General features: G+C 59.9%; 13 protein-coding genes. 10 read left to right on the top strand and 3 right to left on the bottom strand.

The features are described from left to right. Window positions 1-76: 76 nt before the first annotated feature. Window positions 77-1,966 carry a DNA topoisomerase IV subunit B gene (parE, locus tag QQJ86_RS18895; protein ID WP_284322529.1) on the bottom strand — a complete coding sequence of 630 codons (1,890 nt, stop codon included), beginning with the start codon at window positions 1,964-1,966 and terminating at the stop codon, window positions 77-79. 108 nt (window positions 1,967-2,074) lie between these two features. Next, entirely contained in the window at window positions 2,075-3,874 is a 1,800-nt protein-coding gene (locus QQJ86_RS18900; RefSeq protein WP_284322530.1) for an aminopeptidase P family protein, read from the bottom strand. 266 nt (window positions 3,875-4,140) lie between these two features. Here QQJ86_RS18900 and cyoA point away from each other — a divergent pair, with 266 nt between their 5' ends. The 10 genes from cyoA (at window position 4,141) to truD (ending at window position 14,870) form a co-directional block, all read left to right on the top strand. Next, a complete protein-coding gene (cyoA, locus tag QQJ86_RS18905) occupies window positions 4,141-5,070 on the top strand; it encodes a ubiquinol oxidase subunit II (RefSeq protein WP_345782833.1) in 930 nt (309 codons plus the stop codon). 3 nt (window positions 5,071-5,073) lie between these two features. Further along, the gene (gene cyoB / locus QQJ86_RS18910; RefSeq protein ID WP_284322531.1) at window positions 5,074-7,089 is read left to right on the top strand and encodes a cytochrome o ubiquinol oxidase subunit I; all 2,016 of its coding nucleotides are present in this window, start codon (window positions 5,074-5,076) and stop codon (window positions 7,087-7,089) included. Between the two features lie 3 nt (window positions 7,090-7,092). Next, window positions 7,093-7,719 carry a cytochrome o ubiquinol oxidase subunit III gene (cyoC, locus tag QQJ86_RS18915; protein ID WP_284322532.1) on the top strand — a complete coding sequence of 209 codons (627 nt, stop codon included), beginning with the start codon at window positions 7,093-7,095 and terminating at the stop codon, window positions 7,717-7,719. A gap of 1 nt (window position 7,720) precedes the next feature. Then, on the top strand, window positions 7,721-8,092 hold the full coding sequence (cyoD, locus tag QQJ86_RS18920; RefSeq protein WP_284322533.1) for a cytochrome o ubiquinol oxidase subunit IV: 372 nt from the start codon (window positions 7,721-7,723) through the stop codon (window positions 8,090-8,092). A 404-nt stretch (window positions 8,093-8,496) separates the two neighbouring features. Next, window positions 8,497-9,459, top strand: coding sequence for a terpene synthase family protein (locus tag QQJ86_RS18925; RefSeq protein WP_284322534.1), 963 nt, complete (start codon window positions 8,497-8,499; stop codon window positions 9,457-9,459). Window positions 9,460-9,609: 150 nt separating this feature from the next. Beyond that, entirely contained in the window at window positions 9,610-11,283 is a 1,674-nt protein-coding gene (gene pyrG, locus QQJ86_RS18930) for a CTP synthase (RefSeq protein WP_284322535.1), read from the top strand. Continuing rightward, window positions 11,280-12,113: a 3-deoxy-8-phosphooctulonate synthase gene (gene kdsA, locus QQJ86_RS18935; RefSeq protein WP_284322536.1), complete on the top strand. Its 834-nt coding sequence runs from the start codon at window positions 11,280-11,282 to the stop codon at window positions 12,111-12,113. Before pyrG ends, kdsA begins: the two co-directional genes overlap by 4 nt. A 98-nt stretch (window positions 12,114-12,211) precedes the next feature. Continuing rightward, window positions 12,212-13,510, top strand: a complete 1,299-nt coding sequence (gene eno, locus QQJ86_RS18940) for a phosphopyruvate hydratase (protein ID WP_284322537.1) — start codon at window positions 12,212-12,214, stop codon at window positions 13,508-13,510. Between the two features lie 20 nt (window positions 13,511-13,530). Beyond that, window positions 13,531-13,857 (top strand): cell division protein FtsB, encoded by a 327-nt coding sequence (ftsB, locus tag QQJ86_RS18945; RefSeq protein WP_284322538.1) that lies wholly within the window; start codon window positions 13,531-13,533, stop codon window positions 13,855-13,857. Continuing rightward, window positions 13,854-14,870, top strand: coding sequence for a tRNA pseudouridine(13) synthase TruD (gene truD, locus QQJ86_RS18950; RefSeq protein WP_284322539.1), 1,017 nt, complete (start codon window positions 13,854-13,856; stop codon window positions 14,868-14,870). Before ftsB ends, truD begins: the two co-directional genes overlap by 4 nt. A 98-nt stretch (window positions 14,871-14,968) precedes the next feature. On the opposite strand, the gene QQJ86_RS18955 is transcribed toward truD, so the two are convergent. Continuing rightward, window positions 14,969-15,400: a hypothetical protein gene (locus QQJ86_RS18955; RefSeq protein ID WP_284322540.1), complete on the bottom strand. Its 432-nt coding sequence runs from the start codon at window positions 15,398-15,400 to the stop codon at window positions 14,969-14,971. Window positions 15,401-15,429: the final 29 nt, after the last annotated feature.

Genomic DNA, 15,429 nt, shown 5'->3' on the forward strand with positions numbered 1-15,429 from the left:
CATTGTGTTCGTAGTTTTGCAGCATCCGTATTCGGGGTTCGCCCCACGTTATTGAAGGCGGATGCCGCTGTCGAGGTCAGACTTCCAGCGTGGCCAGATCGCCTTTCTCTTCCAGCCAGCTCTTACGATCGCTGGCGCGTTTTTTGGCCAGCAGCATGTCCATCAGCTTGGCGGTGCCGTCGCTGTCTTCCACGGTGAGCTGTACCAAGCGGCGTGTGTCGGGGTAGATAGTGGATTCACGCAGCTGCGAGGGATTCATCTCGCCCAGGCCCTTGAAGCGGGTCACAGTGATCTGACCTTTCATCTTCTCGCGTTCCACGCGCTGCAGCATGGCCTGCTTTTCGTTTTCATCCAGGCAGTAGAACACCTGCTTGCCGACGTCTACGCGGAACAGCGGCGGCATTGCGACGAACACATGACCTTCGCGCACGAGTGCAGGGAAGTGGCGCAGGAACAGCGCGCTCAGCAGGGTGGCGATGTGCAGACCGTCGGAGTCGGCGTCTGCCAGGATGACTACTTTGCCGTAGCGCAGGCCGCTCAAATCGTCCTTGCCCGGATCGCAGCCGATCGCCACTGCCAGGTTGTGCACTTCTTCCGAGGCCAGCACCGAAGTGGATTCCACTTCCCAGGTGTTGAGGATTTTGCCGCGCAGCGGAAGGATTGCCTGGAATTCTTTGTCGCGCGCCTGCTTGGCACTGCCGCCGGCCGAATCGCCTTCCACCAGGAACAGTTCGGTGCGGGTGAGATCGGTGGCGGTGCAATCGGCAAGCTTGCCGGGCAGGGCAGGGCCTTGCGTGATCTTCTTGCGTACGACCTGCTTGGCGGCTTTCAGGCGCGCGCTGGCGCGTTCGATGGCCAGTTGTGCGATGCGCTCGCCCAGATCGACATGCTGGTTGAGCCAGAGACTGAAGGCGTCGTGCACCACGCTTTCCACCAAGGCGGCAGCGTTGCGCGAGGAAAGACGCTCTTTGGTCTGGCCGGCGAATTGCGGATCTTGCAGTTTGGCGGACAGCACGAACGCCAGCCGCTCCCACACGTCTTCCGGTGCCAGCTTCACGCCTCGCGGGAGCAGGTTGCGGATGTCGCAAAACTCGCGCACCGCATTGGTCAGGCCCGTGCGCAGGCCGTTGACGTGTGTGCCGCCTTGCACGGTGGGAATCAGGTTGACGTAGCTTTCCTGCACCAGTTCGCCTTCCGGCAGCCAGGTGAGGGCGACATCAAGGCCTTCCGTTTCGCGTGTTACGTGATGCACGAACAAATCAGATGGCAGGCAGTCGGCGCCATCGAGTTCACCACGCAGGTAGTCGCGCAGGCCGTCCTCGTAATACCACTCGCTGACTTCGCCGCTCGCTTCGTCGACGAGCTTCACATTGAGGCCGGCGCACAACACCGCCTTGGCCCGCAGCAGATGTTTCAACTTCGGCATCGAAATCTTCGGCGAATCGAAGTATTTCGGATCGGCCCAGAAGCGCACAGTGGTGCCGGTCTTCTTCTTAGGCACGGTGCCGATGGTTTCCAGTGGACTGGCGCGGTCGCCGTCGGCAAACGCCATGCGATATTCGTTGCCGTCGCGGCGGATGGTCACTTCCACCTTGTTAGACAGCGCATTCACCACCGACACGCCCACACCGTGCAGGCCGCCGGAGAAGTTGTAGTTCTTGCCCGAGAATTTGCCGCCTGCGTGCAAGCGGGTAAGGATCAGCTCGACACCGGGGATGCCTTCTTCCGGGTGGATATCCACTGGCATGCCGCGGCCGTCGTCAGTGACTTCGACCGAGCCGTCGGTATGCACCACCACCTCGATCGATTTGGCGTGGCCAGCGAGCGCCTCGTCGACGGAGTTGTCGATCACTTCCTGCGCCAAGTGGTTCGGGCGCGTTGTGTCGGTGTACATGCCCGGCCGGCGCTTGACCGGGTCTAGGCCGGAGAGAACTTCGATGTCGGCGGCGTTATAGCGACTGCTCATGGGAATGTTTGCGAAGAATGTAGACGCGGGAGGATGAGTTGCTGTGCTGGTAAGGTCAAGATGTCGTGCTTTTACTCCCAATCCCCTTCTGGGCGGGGATTGGGCAACTCACAGCGGCGCGCAATGCTTCTCCAGCCACGCCAGATCCGCATCTTCCAGCAAAGGCGACAAGGCTGCACGTACTGTTGCGTGATAATCGTCCAGCCAGGCCCGATCATCCGGACTCAGCAGGCCAGGCTCCAGTGCGCGGCGGTCGAATGGGCACAGAGTGAGGGTTTCGAAGGCGTAAAACTCGCCGAATTCGGTCTGATCGGCTTCAACCACCACGGCGAGATTTTCGTGGCGGATGCCGTGGCGTGCCGGCTTATATAAGCCGGGTTCGATCGAGGTGATCATGCCGGGTTCCAGCGCAACCAGCGTGGCGCCGGAGACCGGCGGTCGAACGCTATGCGGCCCTTCATGCACATTCAGGAAATATCCCACGCCATGACCGGTACCGTGGCCGTAATCCATGCCGGCTGCCCACAGCGGCGCGCGGGCCAATGCATCGAGCTGCGGACCGCTCGCGCCTTTCGGAAAACGGGCCCGCGAGAGCGCAATCATGCCTTTCATGACCAATGTAGCGTCGCGCCGTTGTTCGGAGGTGGTCGGCCCCAGTGCCAGCACGCGAGTGATATCGGTGGTGCCGCCGAGATACTGGCCACCGGAATCGACCAGCAGCAGGCCGTGACGTTGCAAAGTGTTGTGGGCCTGTGGCGTCGCGCGATAGTGCGGCAACGCACCGTTTTCCATATAGCCGGCGATGGTGGCAAAACTTTCGCCAACGAATTCGGGTTGCGCCGAACGCTCATCGCGCAGCAATACGTCGACGTCCAACTCGGTCTGCGTCATGCCGGCGGTGAGGCGCTCTTCCAGTCGACGGAAGGCGCGTACCAATGCGGCGCCATCGCGACGCATCACTTCGCGGATATGCGCCAGTTCGTTTTCGCTCTTGATTGCTTTGAACGCGGTGGAAGGATTGGGACCTTCGATGCGCTTCACATCGGCGGCGACAGCTTTGAGCACGTCGCTTACAACCCGGCCCGGATCAAACAATAAGGTATCGCTGGCTTTCAACTCGCCAAGGCTGTCGCCCAACGTGGCGTAGTTAGCGATGCGGATGCCGTCGGCACCGAGCGCCGCGACAACATCGTCCTTGAGCTTGTCCCGATCAATGAACAGTGTGGCCTGCCCGGATACCTCCACTAGCAGGTGCGCCAGGAATACGGGATTGCACTCTACATCGCTGCCGCGCAGGTTGGTGAGCCAGGCCACGTCATCCAAGCTGGAGATGAGATGATGCGTGGCGTGTTGCTTGCGCATCGCGTTGCGCAGCTTGTCGAATTTCTCCGCACGCGATGTGCCGGCGTAGTTGAGGGGATGCTCGAACACCGGTGCATGGGGCAGGGCGGGGCGATCGCGCCATGCCATGTCTGGCAAATCCAGGTCGACGCGCAGGGTGGCGCCGGCCGCACCAAGCAGGCGTTCGATCTGTCGCTGCGTCGCCACCGACACGCTATCCCCGGCTACCGCCGCCACATCACCTTGATGCAGATGCTGCTGCAACCAGGTCAGATGTTCGGCTGCTTGCCCAGGACGCTGCTTCATCAACGCAATACCAGTGCCTGCAAGCTGTTGTTCGGCCTGCGAGAAATAGCGCGAATCGGTCCACAGTCCCGCTGCCTTGGCGGTGACCATCAAGATGCCGGCCGAGCCATCGAAGCCGGAAAACCATTCGCGCGCCTTCCAGTGCGCGGGCAGGTATTCGGATAGATGCGGATCGGCGGTCGGCACGATGCAGGCGGCGATGCCGTTCTTGGTCATCGCGTCGCGCAACGCGACAATGCGGGCGGGAATCGGAGTGCTCATTGGCGCTATTGTAGGTTGGGTTAGCGCAGCGTAACCCAACACATTCGAAGCGGCATTGTTGGGTTACGCTGCGCTAACCCAACCTACGAACTTGTCGCGAAGCGTGCGTCGTGATACGCGCGGGACAACTCACTACGACCGGTCCGCGACATTCTGTCTATCCGTCGCGGCAGCTGTCAGGCTAGTCATAACTTGCTGCGGCGCGATATCCTATTTAAGTCGTTCCCCCACGACACCTCCCAATCAGTCCTTCTCAAGAGTCGTTCGTGAACAAGCGTTCCCTCGTCTCCGCCGCGCGCTGGTCGTGCGTAGGTATTGCTGTGCTGTTGCTTAGCGGTTGCAACCTGGAACTCCTTTCGCCCAAGGGCGATATTGGAATGCAGGAAAAGTCGCTGATCCTGATCGCCACGGGCCTGATGTTGCTGGTCGTGGTCCCGGTCATCGCGATGACCTTGATCTTCGCCTGGCGCTATCGCGCCTCCAACACCAAGGCCACGTATGCGCCGAAGTGGTCGCATTCAACCGCGATCGAAGCGGTGGTGTGGACTATTCCGTGCATCATCATCGCTATCCTCGGGACGATCACGTGGCGCACCACGCACGCACTCGATCCGTACAAGCCGCTGGATCATCAGACCAAGCCGATCACCATCCAGGCCGTATCGATGGATTGGAAGTGGGCCTTCATCTATCCGGATTACGGCGTGGCCAGCGTCAACGAACTGGCGATCCCGACCAACGTGCCGGTGCATTTCGAAATCACCTCTGATTCGGTGATGAATGCGTTCTTCATTCCGCAGCTCGGCAGCCAGATCTATGCCATGGCGGGCATGAAGACGCAGCTCAACCTGATCGCGAACCAGCCGGGTACCTACGCCGGCCTGTCGAGCAACTACAGCGGTGCGGGCTTCTCCGACATGCACTTCACCGCGATTGCGACGTCGCAGCAGGGTTTCGAGGATTGGATCAAGAAGGCCAAGGCCAGCTCGGTCAAGCTTGATGATCAGGCCTATCACGCGTTGACGCAGCCGAGCGAGAAAGTGCCGGTGTCGTACTACGGCAACGTCAAGCCGGGCATGTTCGACAGCATCATCAATCAGTACATGGGCGACATGTCCATGGACAAGATCGGTACCACGCCTGCGCAAGCCAGCGCCATTCCCTCGCACAACGATCACGCCAAGGCTTCGGAGTAGGCCATGTTCGGAAAACTTTCTCTATCGGCCATTCCTTTCCATGAGCCGATCATCATGGGCACCCTGCTGATGGTGTGCCTCGGCGGTGCGGCACTGCTCGGCTGGCTCACGTACCAGCGCAAGTGGGGCTATCTGTGGACCGAGTGGTTCACTACGGTGGACCACAAGCGCATCGGCATCATGTACGTCATTCTGGCCTTGGTGATGCTGCTGCGCGGCTTCGCCGACGCCATCATGATGCGTGCCCAGCAGGCGGTCGCCGCGTCGGATGCGGCAGGCTATCTGCCGCCGCATCACTATGATCAGATCTTCACCGCGCACGGTGTGATCATGATCTTCTTCGTGGCCATGCCGTTCGTGGTGGGCCTGATGAACCTGGTGGTGCCGCTGCAGATCGGCGCGCGCGACGTGGCCTATCCGTTCCTGAACTCGCTGAGCTATTGGCTCACCGCCTCAGGCGTGGTGCTGGTGATGATGTCGATGTTCGTGGGCGATTTCGCCGCGACCGGCTGGCTGGCTTATCCGCCGCTGTCGGAGCTGAAATTCAGTCCTACTGTAGGCGTGGATTACTACATCTGGGCTTTGCAGCTATCCGGTCTCGGTACAACGCTTAGTGGCATCAACTTCATCGTGACCATCCTGCGCATGCGCACGCCGGGCATGAAGCTGATGCAGATGCCGGTGTTCACCTGGACGGCGCTGGTCACCAATATCCTGATCGTGGCGGCATTCCCGATATTGACGGTCGCGCTGGCGCTGCTGGCGGCCGACCGCTACCTCGACATGCACTTCTTTACCAATGAGCTTGGCGGCAACGCCATGCTGTACATCAACCTGATCTGGATCTGGGGTCACCCGGAGGTGTACATCCTGATCCTGCCGTGCTTCGGTGTGTTCTCCGAAGTCGTGGCGACGTTCTCCGGCAAGCCGCTGTTCGGCTACAAGTCGATGGTGTATGCCACCGCGGGTATCGGCGTGGCGTCCTTCATTGTGTGGCTGCATCACTTCTTCACCATGGGATCGGGTGCGGACGTAAATGCCTTCTTCGGCATTTCGACGATGATCATTTCGATTCCGACAGGCGTGAAGCTGTTCAACTGGCTGTTCACCATGTACCGCGGCCGCATCCGCTTCAATCTGCCGATGCTGTGGACGGTGGCTTTCATGGTCACCTTCACCATCGGCGGCATGACCGGCGTGCTGCTGGCTGTGCCGGGCGCGGATTTCGTGCTGCACAACAGCCTGTTCCTGATTGCGCACTTCCATAACGTGATCATCGGCGGCGTGGTGTTTGGCGTGTTTGCTGCGATCAATTACTGGTTCCCGAAGGCCTTCGGCTTCAAGCTGGAGGAGCGCTGGGGCAAGGCTTCGTTCTGGTGCTGGGTGGTCGGTTTCTATCTGGCCTTCATGCCGCTGTATGTGCTGGGCCTGATGGGTATGACGCGTCGTATGAATCACTATGCGAACCCTGCTTGGCAGCCATACCTGATCGTGGCAGCCGTCGGCGCCGTCTTCATCGCACTGGGCATCGGCTTCATGCTGCTGCAGTTCGTGGTGAGCATCCGCAATCGCGCTGCGAATCCCGACCTGACGGGCGATCCGTGGGGCGGCCGCACGCTGGAGTGGGCTACCAGCTCGCCGGCGCCGTTCTACAACTTTGCGGTGTTACCGAAGGTGGAAGAACTGGATCAGTTCTGGGCCGACAAGGAACACAAGCGCGCCTACCCGCAGTACGCGCACTACGACGACATCCACATGCCACGCAACACCGGCGCAGGCTTGATCATGGCTGCGTTCGGCACGGTGTTCGGCTTTGCCATGGTGTGGCACATCTGGTGGCTCGCCATCGGCGGTTTGCTCTGCATGATCGGCTCGTTCCTCGTCCGGGCCTTCGACACCGACGTGGATTACTACGTACCGGGTGCCGAGGTGGAGAAGATCGAGCGTACACGTCTGGTGCCGCTGCACAAGCTGATCGAAAACGTGGGCCCGGCATCGGCCGGCGAGAAGGTGGCTTAATCCATGACTGCTATCACTGCTAACCACGGCGCCGTCGTACATGGCGGTGCCCATGACCATGAGCACCACGATGATGGTTCCAAGACCCTGCTAGGGTTCTGGATCTACCTGATGAGCGACTGCCTGATCTTCTCAGGCCTGTTTGCCACCTTCGCCGTGCTGGGGCACTCCACTGCTGGCGGCCCGACCGGTAAGGAGCTGTTCGATCTCAAGTACGTGTTCGGCGAAACCATGCTGCTGCTGATCAGCAGCTTCACCTTCGGCCTGGCCATGCTGAACATGCATGCCGGCCACCGCGGCAAGGTGATCGTCTGGTTGTTTGTTACGTTCTTGTTCGGCGCAGGCTTCGTCGGCATGGAGGTCTACGAATTCCATCACCTGATCGTGGCCGAGCATGCCGGTCCGGACCGTAGCGCATTCCTTTCCGCCTATTTCGGCCTGGTCGGCACGCACGGCCTGCACGTTACCTCCGGCCTTATCTGGCTGGTGGCGATGATGGTCATGGTGGGCAAGTTCGGCCTCAACGATGCCGTGCAGCGCCGTCTGTCCTGCCTGAGCCTGTTCTGGCACTTCCTGGATCTGGTGTGGATCTGCGTGTTCAGTTTTGTCTATCTGTTCGGAGTGCTCTGAGATGTCGAGCCAGCATGGTCATTCTGACGCCCATCAACACAACGCACACGGCAGCCTGAAGAGCTACACCGTAGGTTTTGCGCTGTCGCTGATTCTTACGCTGCTGTCATTCGGTTGCGTGATGAGCGGCGCGGTGCCGCAGCACCTGGTGGTGCCAGGTATCGTGGTGTTCTGCATCGCGCAGTTGCTGGTGCAGTTGGCGTTCTTCCTGCATATGAGCGCCGCGCCAGGGCAGCGCGACAACCTGTCGATCGGTGTCTTCACGCTGCTCATCATCGCCATCGTGGTGGTGGGTTCGCTGTGGGTGATGCACAACATGAATATGTACATGATGCATCCGATGATGCAGTCGACGTCCTCGAGCATCGGCTAAAGCGTGCACGATCCCGCCCAACCCTGTGGGCGGGATCGTGGCTCTTTTTGCATCAGCCGAAAGAATAGCCTCCCTGTACGGGAGGCTTTTTTTATGCGCCGCTTCTTTGCTGTGACGGAGTGTCCGAAATGGATTGCCTGAAGTAAGAAGGGGGACATGTTGCCGGCGAGGTTTTTAACGGCAATTTATTTCAAGGTTTATAGATGCGCGCATAGCATCAACTGCGCGCCGATACTGGCGCGATTCTTACATTACAAGTGCCGCCCGAGCTTGAATGCGCCGGGCGATACGTGTCGCTTTGTCGATGGTCATCCGTTGCTGCAATCGCTTCTCGCCGCACGAGGTGGACGATGGGAATGGATTCGGTTGACGAGTTGCAGACGCGGACTCCGGCGAGTTCGCGCATGGCTGTGCGCCATGAGCTAAGTCTTTCGCATGTGAAACTTTCGCCCTATGCCTATGAAGTAGAGCGCGAAACGATTGCGTGGATGGATGCCTCAGGCCTTATTCCTGATGAGCATTGTCTGGAAAGCGTAAGCAACATGGCGGTGTGGGGATACGCCGGCTTTTCGCATCCCTTTGCCAACAGCGAAGAGCTTTTGCTGTATTCGAAATACATCACTCTATGGTTGCTCTGGGACGATGTGGTGGTGGAAAGAGCAACGGATCTGAGGGCAGTCTTGCATGGCATGGCGAATGCGTTTCGATGGGATAGTGGCGCCTGGCAGGAAAAGGACCTCTATCTGCGTGCTTGGAGGTCGATCGTAGATGGCTACAAAGAATTGGGGGTTTCTCCCGACTATCTGTGCCGACTTAATCGAAAGATGGCCACCTGGGTGAAGACGGTCGCTCGCGAAAATCATTCCGTGTATTCAGCTAGCGTGGTTAATCCATGGTCCCATCTGCGCAGGCGCCTGGTTACGATCGGTGTGATTCCCACCGCGCAGCTCCTCGATCTGGATGTTGGCGACGTGGATCGCCTGCCGACGGCCCGGCGCGTGGTGATGGCAGCATCCGCCATCGTCGCCATCGTGAATGAACTGGTAAGTGTGGAAAAGGATGCGGATCGCGTAAATCTTGTTGCGCTGGTTCAGAACCGGCATCAATGCGATTTTGAATCAGCTTACGACCGGGTGGTTGGCTTGTGCCGCGCGGAGTTGGCGAAACTGTCAACCTTGGTCGATGCACTGCCTGCCGGGCTGCAAGAGTGGGGCGTACTTATGCTTCACATGGCCGAGGGCTTCAGTTACTGGCATTTCGTTTGCCCGCGCTATGACCGGAAGCGTATTGCGTGCTGGATTCCATCCACCGTGCCAAAAGCCGCCGGCTCTCCCGTCGCCGGGGCGGTACCCGTTGTCGTCAGCTGAATCGCTACATGCTGCCGAGCATCAGCCAACTGGGTTTTTGGCAGGCGGAACTGCGCAATTAACCAGGAAGTTTGCATTAAAGCCATGCAAGCATCTCGCGGCAGGGACGATCTGCCGCTAAAATGCTGATTTCCAGCACGGCTGCTTTCCATGACCCCCCTGATTTTTGTCACTGGCGGTGTGGTGTCCTCACTTGGCAAGGGCATCGCAGCGGCGTCGCTTGCGTCCATTCTTGAGGCGCGCGGCCTCTCGGTCACCATGATGAAGCTCGATCCCTACATCAATGTGGATCCAGGCACGATGAGTCCCTTCCAGCACGGCGAGGTCTACGTGACCGACGACGGCGCGGAAACTGACCTGGACCTCGGCCATTACGAGCGCTTCGTCCACACCCGTCTCACCGGCAAAAACTCCATTACTACCGGCAAGATCTACGAATCGGTCATCCGCAAGGAGCGCCGCGGTGACTACCTGGGCGCCACCGTTCAAGTGATCCCGCACATCACCGACGAGATCAAGCACTGCATCCACGAGGCCACCCGCGGCTTCGACGTGGCCCTGGTCGAGATCGGCGGTACGGTGGGCGACATCGAGTCCCAGCCGTTCCTGGAGGCCATCCGCCAGCTGCGCATCGAGCACGGCCCGGAAAAGTGCCTGTTCATGCACCTGACCCTGGTGCCGTACATCAAGGCCGCCGGCGAGATCAAAACCAAGCCAACCCAGCACTCCGTGAAGGAGCTGCGCTCCATCGGTATCCAGCCGGACATCCTGCTGTGCCGCTGCGAGCAGCCGCTGCCCGACAGCGAACGACGCAAGATCGCGCTGTTTACCAACGTTCCGGAGCCAGCCGTTATCAGCGCGGCCGATGTGGACATCATCTACAAGCAGCCGCTGTGGCTGCACCAGCAGGGTCTGGACGACATCGTCGTGAAGAAGATGGGCCTGGACGCCAAACCGGCCGACCTTTCCGGCTGGCAGCGCACGGTCGAGGCGGTTGAGCATCCGAAGGACGAGGTCACCGTCGCCATCGTTGGCAAATACGTGGAGCACAAGGACGCGTACAAGTCCCTGGGTGAAGCGCTGCGTCATGGCGGCATCAAGCAGCAGACGCGTGTGAACCTGAAGTGGATCGACTCCGAGCAGATCGAAGCGGAAGGCGCGGCCAAGGTGCTGAGCGGGGTTGACGCGATCCTGGTGCCTGGCGGTTTTGGCAAGCGCGGCTTCGAGGGCAAGATTCTGGCCGCGAAATACGCTCGCGAGCATGGCGTTCCGTATTTCGGCATCTGCTACGGCATGCATGCAGCGGTGGTGGATTTTGCGCGCAATGTCGCTGGTCTCACCGACGCTGATTCCAGCGAGAACGATCGTCACACGCCGAATCCGGTGATCGGGCTGATCACTGAGTGGACCACGGCGACCGGCGAAGTCGAGCAGCGCAGCGAGCGTTCGGATCTCGGCGGCACGATGCGCCTTGGCGCCCAGGAATGCCGCCTCAAGGCTGGCACTTTGGCGCGCCAGCTCTACGGCCAGGATGTCGTGCGTGAGCGCCATCGCCACCGTTACGAATTCAACAACCGCTATCGCCAATCGTTCGAGGATCTGGGCATGGTGATCTCAGGCAAGTCGATGGACGACCTGCTGGTGGAGATCGTCGAGCTGCCGCTGCAGCAGCACCCGTGGTTCCTCGGTTGCCAGGCGCATCCAGAATTCACCTCTACGCCGCGCGACGGCCACCCGCTGTTCATCGGCTTTGTGCGTGCCGCGCGGGAGTTCAAAGCTGTTCGTGACGGTGAGAAGCTGGCGGCAAAGGAGTCGGTTGCATGAAGTTGTGCGGTTTCGAGGTCGGCCTGGATCAGCCGCTGTTCCTGATTGCCGGCCCTTGCGTGGTGGAATCCGAACAACTGCAGATCGATACAGCCGGCAAGCTGAAGGAAATCACCGGCCGGCTTGGTGTCAACTTCATCTTCAAATCCAGTTTCGACAAGGCCAACCGTTCCTCCGGCAGCAGCTTTCGCGGCCCCGGCATGGAAGAGGGCCTGCGTGTGCTGGCTGAGGTGAAACGCCAGATCGGCGTGCCAGTGCTAACTGATGTGCACGAATACACGCCGATGAATGAAGTGGCTGCGGTGGTGGACGTGCTGCAGACGCCGGCGTTTCTCTGCCGACAGACCGATTTCATCCAGAACGTGGCGCGCGCCGGCAAGCCGGTGAACATCAAGAAAGGCCAGTTTCTCGCGCCGTGGGACATGAAGAACGTGGTGACCAAGGCCAAGGCCGTCGGCAATGACGACATCCTGGTCTGCGAGCGTGGCGCCAGCTTTGGCTACAACAATCTCGTTTCCGACATGCGTTCGCTTAGCGCGATGCGCGAAACCGGTTGCCCGGTGGTGTTCGACGCTACGCATTCGGTGCAGTTGCCGGGCGGGCAGGGCACTAGCTCCGGTGGTCAGCGTGAATTCGTGCCGGTGCTGGCGCGTGCTGCGGTCGCGGTGGGTATTGCTGGCTTGTTCGCGGAAACGCATCCGGATCCGGATAAGGCGCTTAGTGACGGCCCGAATGCATGGCCGTTAGGCAAGATGGAGGCGCTACTGCAGACCTTGCTTGAGCTGGATGCCGTGACTAAGCGGCATGGTTTCCTGGAGCAGCAGATCTAACTCCCTATCCCCCGTCTTTGATAAAGGATGGGGGAGAGGGAACAGTATTTGGCAAGTTCGAAGCACTCGTCATTTTCCAACATAGAACAAGGCACCCCATGACCACAGCCATCACGCACATCCACGCCCGTGAAATCCTCGACTCTCGCGGCAACCCCACGCTCGAAGCAGAAGTGACGCTGGCCGGCGGCGCCTTCGGCCGTGCAGCGGTACCCAGCGGTGCGTCGACCGGTACGCGCGAAGCGGTGGAGCTGCGCGATGGCGATAAATCGCGTTACCTGGGCAAGGGCGTGAAAAAGGCGGTTGGTAACGTCAACGGTGAAATCGCCAATGTGCTGAAGGGCTTCGACGCCGCCGATCAGAAAGGCCTGGACAAGAAGCTGATCGAACTTGACGGTACGCCGAACAAGGGTCGCCTGGGCGCGAACGCGCTGCTCGGTGTATCGATGGCTGCCGCACACGCTGTGGCCGCTTCGCGCCACGAGCCGCTGTGGAAGTACCTCAGCAACGGCAAGCCGGGTGCGCTGCCGGTGCCGATGATGAACATCATCAACGGCGGTGCACACGCCGACAACAACGTCGACGTGCAGGAATTCATGGTGTTGCCGGTTGGCCTGCCGAATTTCGCCGAAGCACTGCGCGCCGGCACCGAAATCTTCCACGCACTCAAGAGCGTGCTGAAGGGCAAGGGCCTCAACACTGCCGTGGGCGATGAAGGCGGTTTTGCGCCGAACCTGCGTTCCAACATCGAAGCGCTCGACACCATCCTCGAAGCGGTGAACAAGAGCGGCTACAAGATCGGCAGCGAGATCCTGCTTGGCCTCGACGTCGCCAGCTCCGAATTCTTCAAAGAAGGCAAGTACGATCTGGAAGGCGAGGGCAAGGTCTACACGCCTGCGCAGTTCGTCGATCTGCTGGCAAGCTGGGCGCAGCAGTATCCGATCGTCACCATCGAAGACGGCATGGCCGAAGGCGACTGGGACGGCTGGAAGCTGCTGACCGATAAGATCGGTAACAAGGTGCAGCTGGTCGGCGACGATCTGTTCGTGACCAATCCGTCGATCTTTCGCGAAGGCATCGACAAGAAAATCGCCAACGCGATCCTGATCAAGGTGAACCAGATCGGCACGCTGTCGGAAACGCTGGAAGCCATCGCCATGGCCGACGCCGCCAAGTACGCCGCGATCGTGTCGCATCGCTCCGGTGAAACCGAAGACACCACCATCTCCGATATTGCCGTCGCCACCACCGCAACGCAGATCAAAACCGGTTCGCTGTGCCGCACCGATCGCGTGGCCAAGTACAACCAGTTGCTGCGCATCGAGGAAGCACTCGGTTCGGCTGCCATCTACGCCGGCCGTAATGCCTTCCCCAGTCTGACCCATTTGCCAGGCTGAGCGAGGTCGCACCTAAAGCCATGTTGCGTTGGGTCGCCTTGATCCTGCTGCTGATGCTGATTGGACTGCAGTTTGAACTGTGGTCCAGTCACGGCGGCATGTCCGAGGTGGCCAGTTTGCGTGCCGCAGTGAAAAAGCAGCAGGACGAGAACGACAAGCTCACTCAACGCAACCAGGCACTCGCGGCAGACGTGAACGATCTCAAGCATGGCGAGCAGGCCGTGGAAGCGCGTGCTCGTGGTGAATTGGGCTTGATCAAGCCGGGCGAGACGTTTTATCAGGTAGTGCCGAAGCCGGCGGCGAGTACGGCTGCGCCAGCAGCTTCCGGCACGAGCAGCGGCAATTGAACACGACAGAATCCGAACTTCCGCGTGCCTATGGCACGCCGCCTTTGACAGGCACACTGCGCAGCACACCCGAAGACTTCCGCGTTGAGGAAATCCTTGGCTACGACGCCGATGGCGAAGGTGAACATGCTTTGCTGTGGGTGGAGAAACGCGAGGCCAATACCGATTGGGTCGCGCGTGAGTTGGCGCGTTTTGCGGGCGTGTCACCGGTGAACGTCGGCTATGCCGGATTGAAGGATCGCCACGCTGTCACGCGGCAGGCTTTCACCGTGCAGTTGCCTGGCAAGGCCGATCCGGATTGGAGCGCGTTCCCGCACGCCGAAGTCAAAGTGCTCGCAAGCACGCGCCACAAGCGCAAGCTCAAGCGCGGGGCCTTGCGTGGCAATCGCTTCGTACTGGTATTGCGCGACGTTCGCGGAGATCGCGAGCGTGCAGAAGAGGTGTTGAACAACATCGCCACGCGTGGCGTACCGAACTATTTCGGAGAACAGCGTTTCGGGCGCGAAGGCGGCAACGTCGCACAGGCGCGGGCGATGTTCGCCGGCCGCCGTGTGGATCGTGACAAGCGTTCTATCCTGCTATCCGCCGCACGCTCGCACATTTTCAACGGTGTGCTGGCTGCGCGGGTAGAGCGTGATGCGTGGGACAAACCTTTGGAAGGAGAAATCTGGTCGCTGGCTGGTTCGCGCTCGTGGTTTGGACCAGAACCATTCGACGATGTGCTTGCCACACGCCTCGCGCAGGGCGATATCCATCCATCGGGGCCGCTGTGGGGGCAGGGTGATTCACCTGCCGGCGGCGCAGCGGGTGAATTGGAGCATGAGGTTTCCGCCGCGTTTAGCGACTTGACCGAGGGCCTTGCCGCAGCACGCATGGATCAGGAACGTCGTCCATTACGCTTGCTTGCAAAAGAGTTTCGCTGGCGCTGGCTTGATGATGAGGCGCTAGAGCTAAGCTTCGAATTGCCCGCTGGCGCCTATGCCACGGTCGTGGCGCGTGAACTGATCGCTTAAATATTCGTGCCTTGGTTGTAAGCGATTGCACCCATGACAGAAGCAACACCCGTGTCAGAGTGCGGTGAATCCGAGTTCGTCAGCGGATCTTACTCAGCTTAATTAGACGACCGCACCAGGGCCGCTACATCGTTGATGAGTGCGCCATGCGTGGTGTGTTGTGCGGTAGAGATGTCGTTGCTGGCGTTGAATGGTCGGCTCCGCGGCAGCCAATAGGGAGCCGTTACATAAAACGGGAGGCGACGGAGTGCTTGCGTGTTGGATACCGGCGTCAACGAAAGATGGATGTTCGAAGGGTTTGTGAATTGGTCAGACGAACCGAGTATCGGAGGGCTGCTTTTCCAGTCGTTGATTTGCGCTTGGTTTGCGACCCGTACATTGGACATATGCGCCGCAGTGGTGGATAGCCCAGGTGTGCTTGTCAAGTTCTGGAAGCTCGTGATGGACTTGCTGGCATCCTGCGCGACGGCTTGAGAAGACAGTGCCAAACCGAAGACTAACCACGCTGCTGCGATGATCTTGCTTCCCATAAGTACCTTCCTTGCGATGCCGTTGGCTG

Source organism: Dyella acidisoli (genome assembly GCF_030160295.1).
GTDB classification, from domain to species: Bacteria; Pseudomonadota; Gammaproteobacteria; order Xanthomonadales; family Rhodanobacteraceae; genus Dyella_B; species Dyella_B acidisoli.

What these genes read in the sequence shown, in the direction of transcription:
- parE (WP_284322529.1), bottom strand. Translation starts at nt 1,966, where the DNA reads ATGAGCAGTCGCTATAACGCCGCCGACATCGAAGTTCTCTCCGGCCTA.
- QQJ86_RS18900 (WP_284322530.1), bottom strand. Translation starts at nt 3,874, where the DNA reads ATGAGCACTCCGATTCCCGCCCGCATTGTCGCGTTGCGCGACGCGATG.
- cyoB (WP_284322531.1), top strand. Translation starts at nt 5,074, where the DNA reads ATGTTCGGAAAACTTTCTCTATCGGCCATTCCTTTCCATGAGCCGATC.
- cyoC (WP_284322532.1), top strand. Translation starts at nt 7,093, where the DNA reads ATGACTGCTATCACTGCTAACCACGGCGCCGTCGTACATGGCGGTGCC.
- cyoD (WP_284322533.1), top strand. Translation starts at nt 7,721, where the DNA reads ATGTCGAGCCAGCATGGTCATTCTGACGCCCATCAACACAACGCACAC.
- QQJ86_RS18925 (WP_284322534.1), top strand. Translation starts at nt 8,497, where the DNA reads ATGGCTGTGCGCCATGAGCTAAGTCTTTCGCATGTGAAACTTTCGCCC.
- pyrG (WP_284322535.1), top strand. Translation starts at nt 9,610, where the DNA reads ATGACCCCCCTGATTTTTGTCACTGGCGGTGTGGTGTCCTCACTTGGC.
- kdsA (WP_284322536.1), top strand. Translation starts at nt 11,280, where the DNA reads ATGAAGTTGTGCGGTTTCGAGGTCGGCCTGGATCAGCCGCTGTTCCTG.
- eno (WP_284322537.1), top strand. Translation starts at nt 12,212, where the DNA reads ATGACCACAGCCATCACGCACATCCACGCCCGTGAAATCCTCGACTCT.
- ftsB (WP_284322538.1), top strand. Translation starts at nt 13,531, where the DNA reads ATGTTGCGTTGGGTCGCCTTGATCCTGCTGCTGATGCTGATTGGACTG.
- QQJ86_RS18955 (WP_284322540.1), bottom strand. Translation starts at nt 15,400, where the DNA reads ATGGGAAGCAAGATCATCGCAGCAGCGTGGTTAGTCTTCGGTTTGGCA.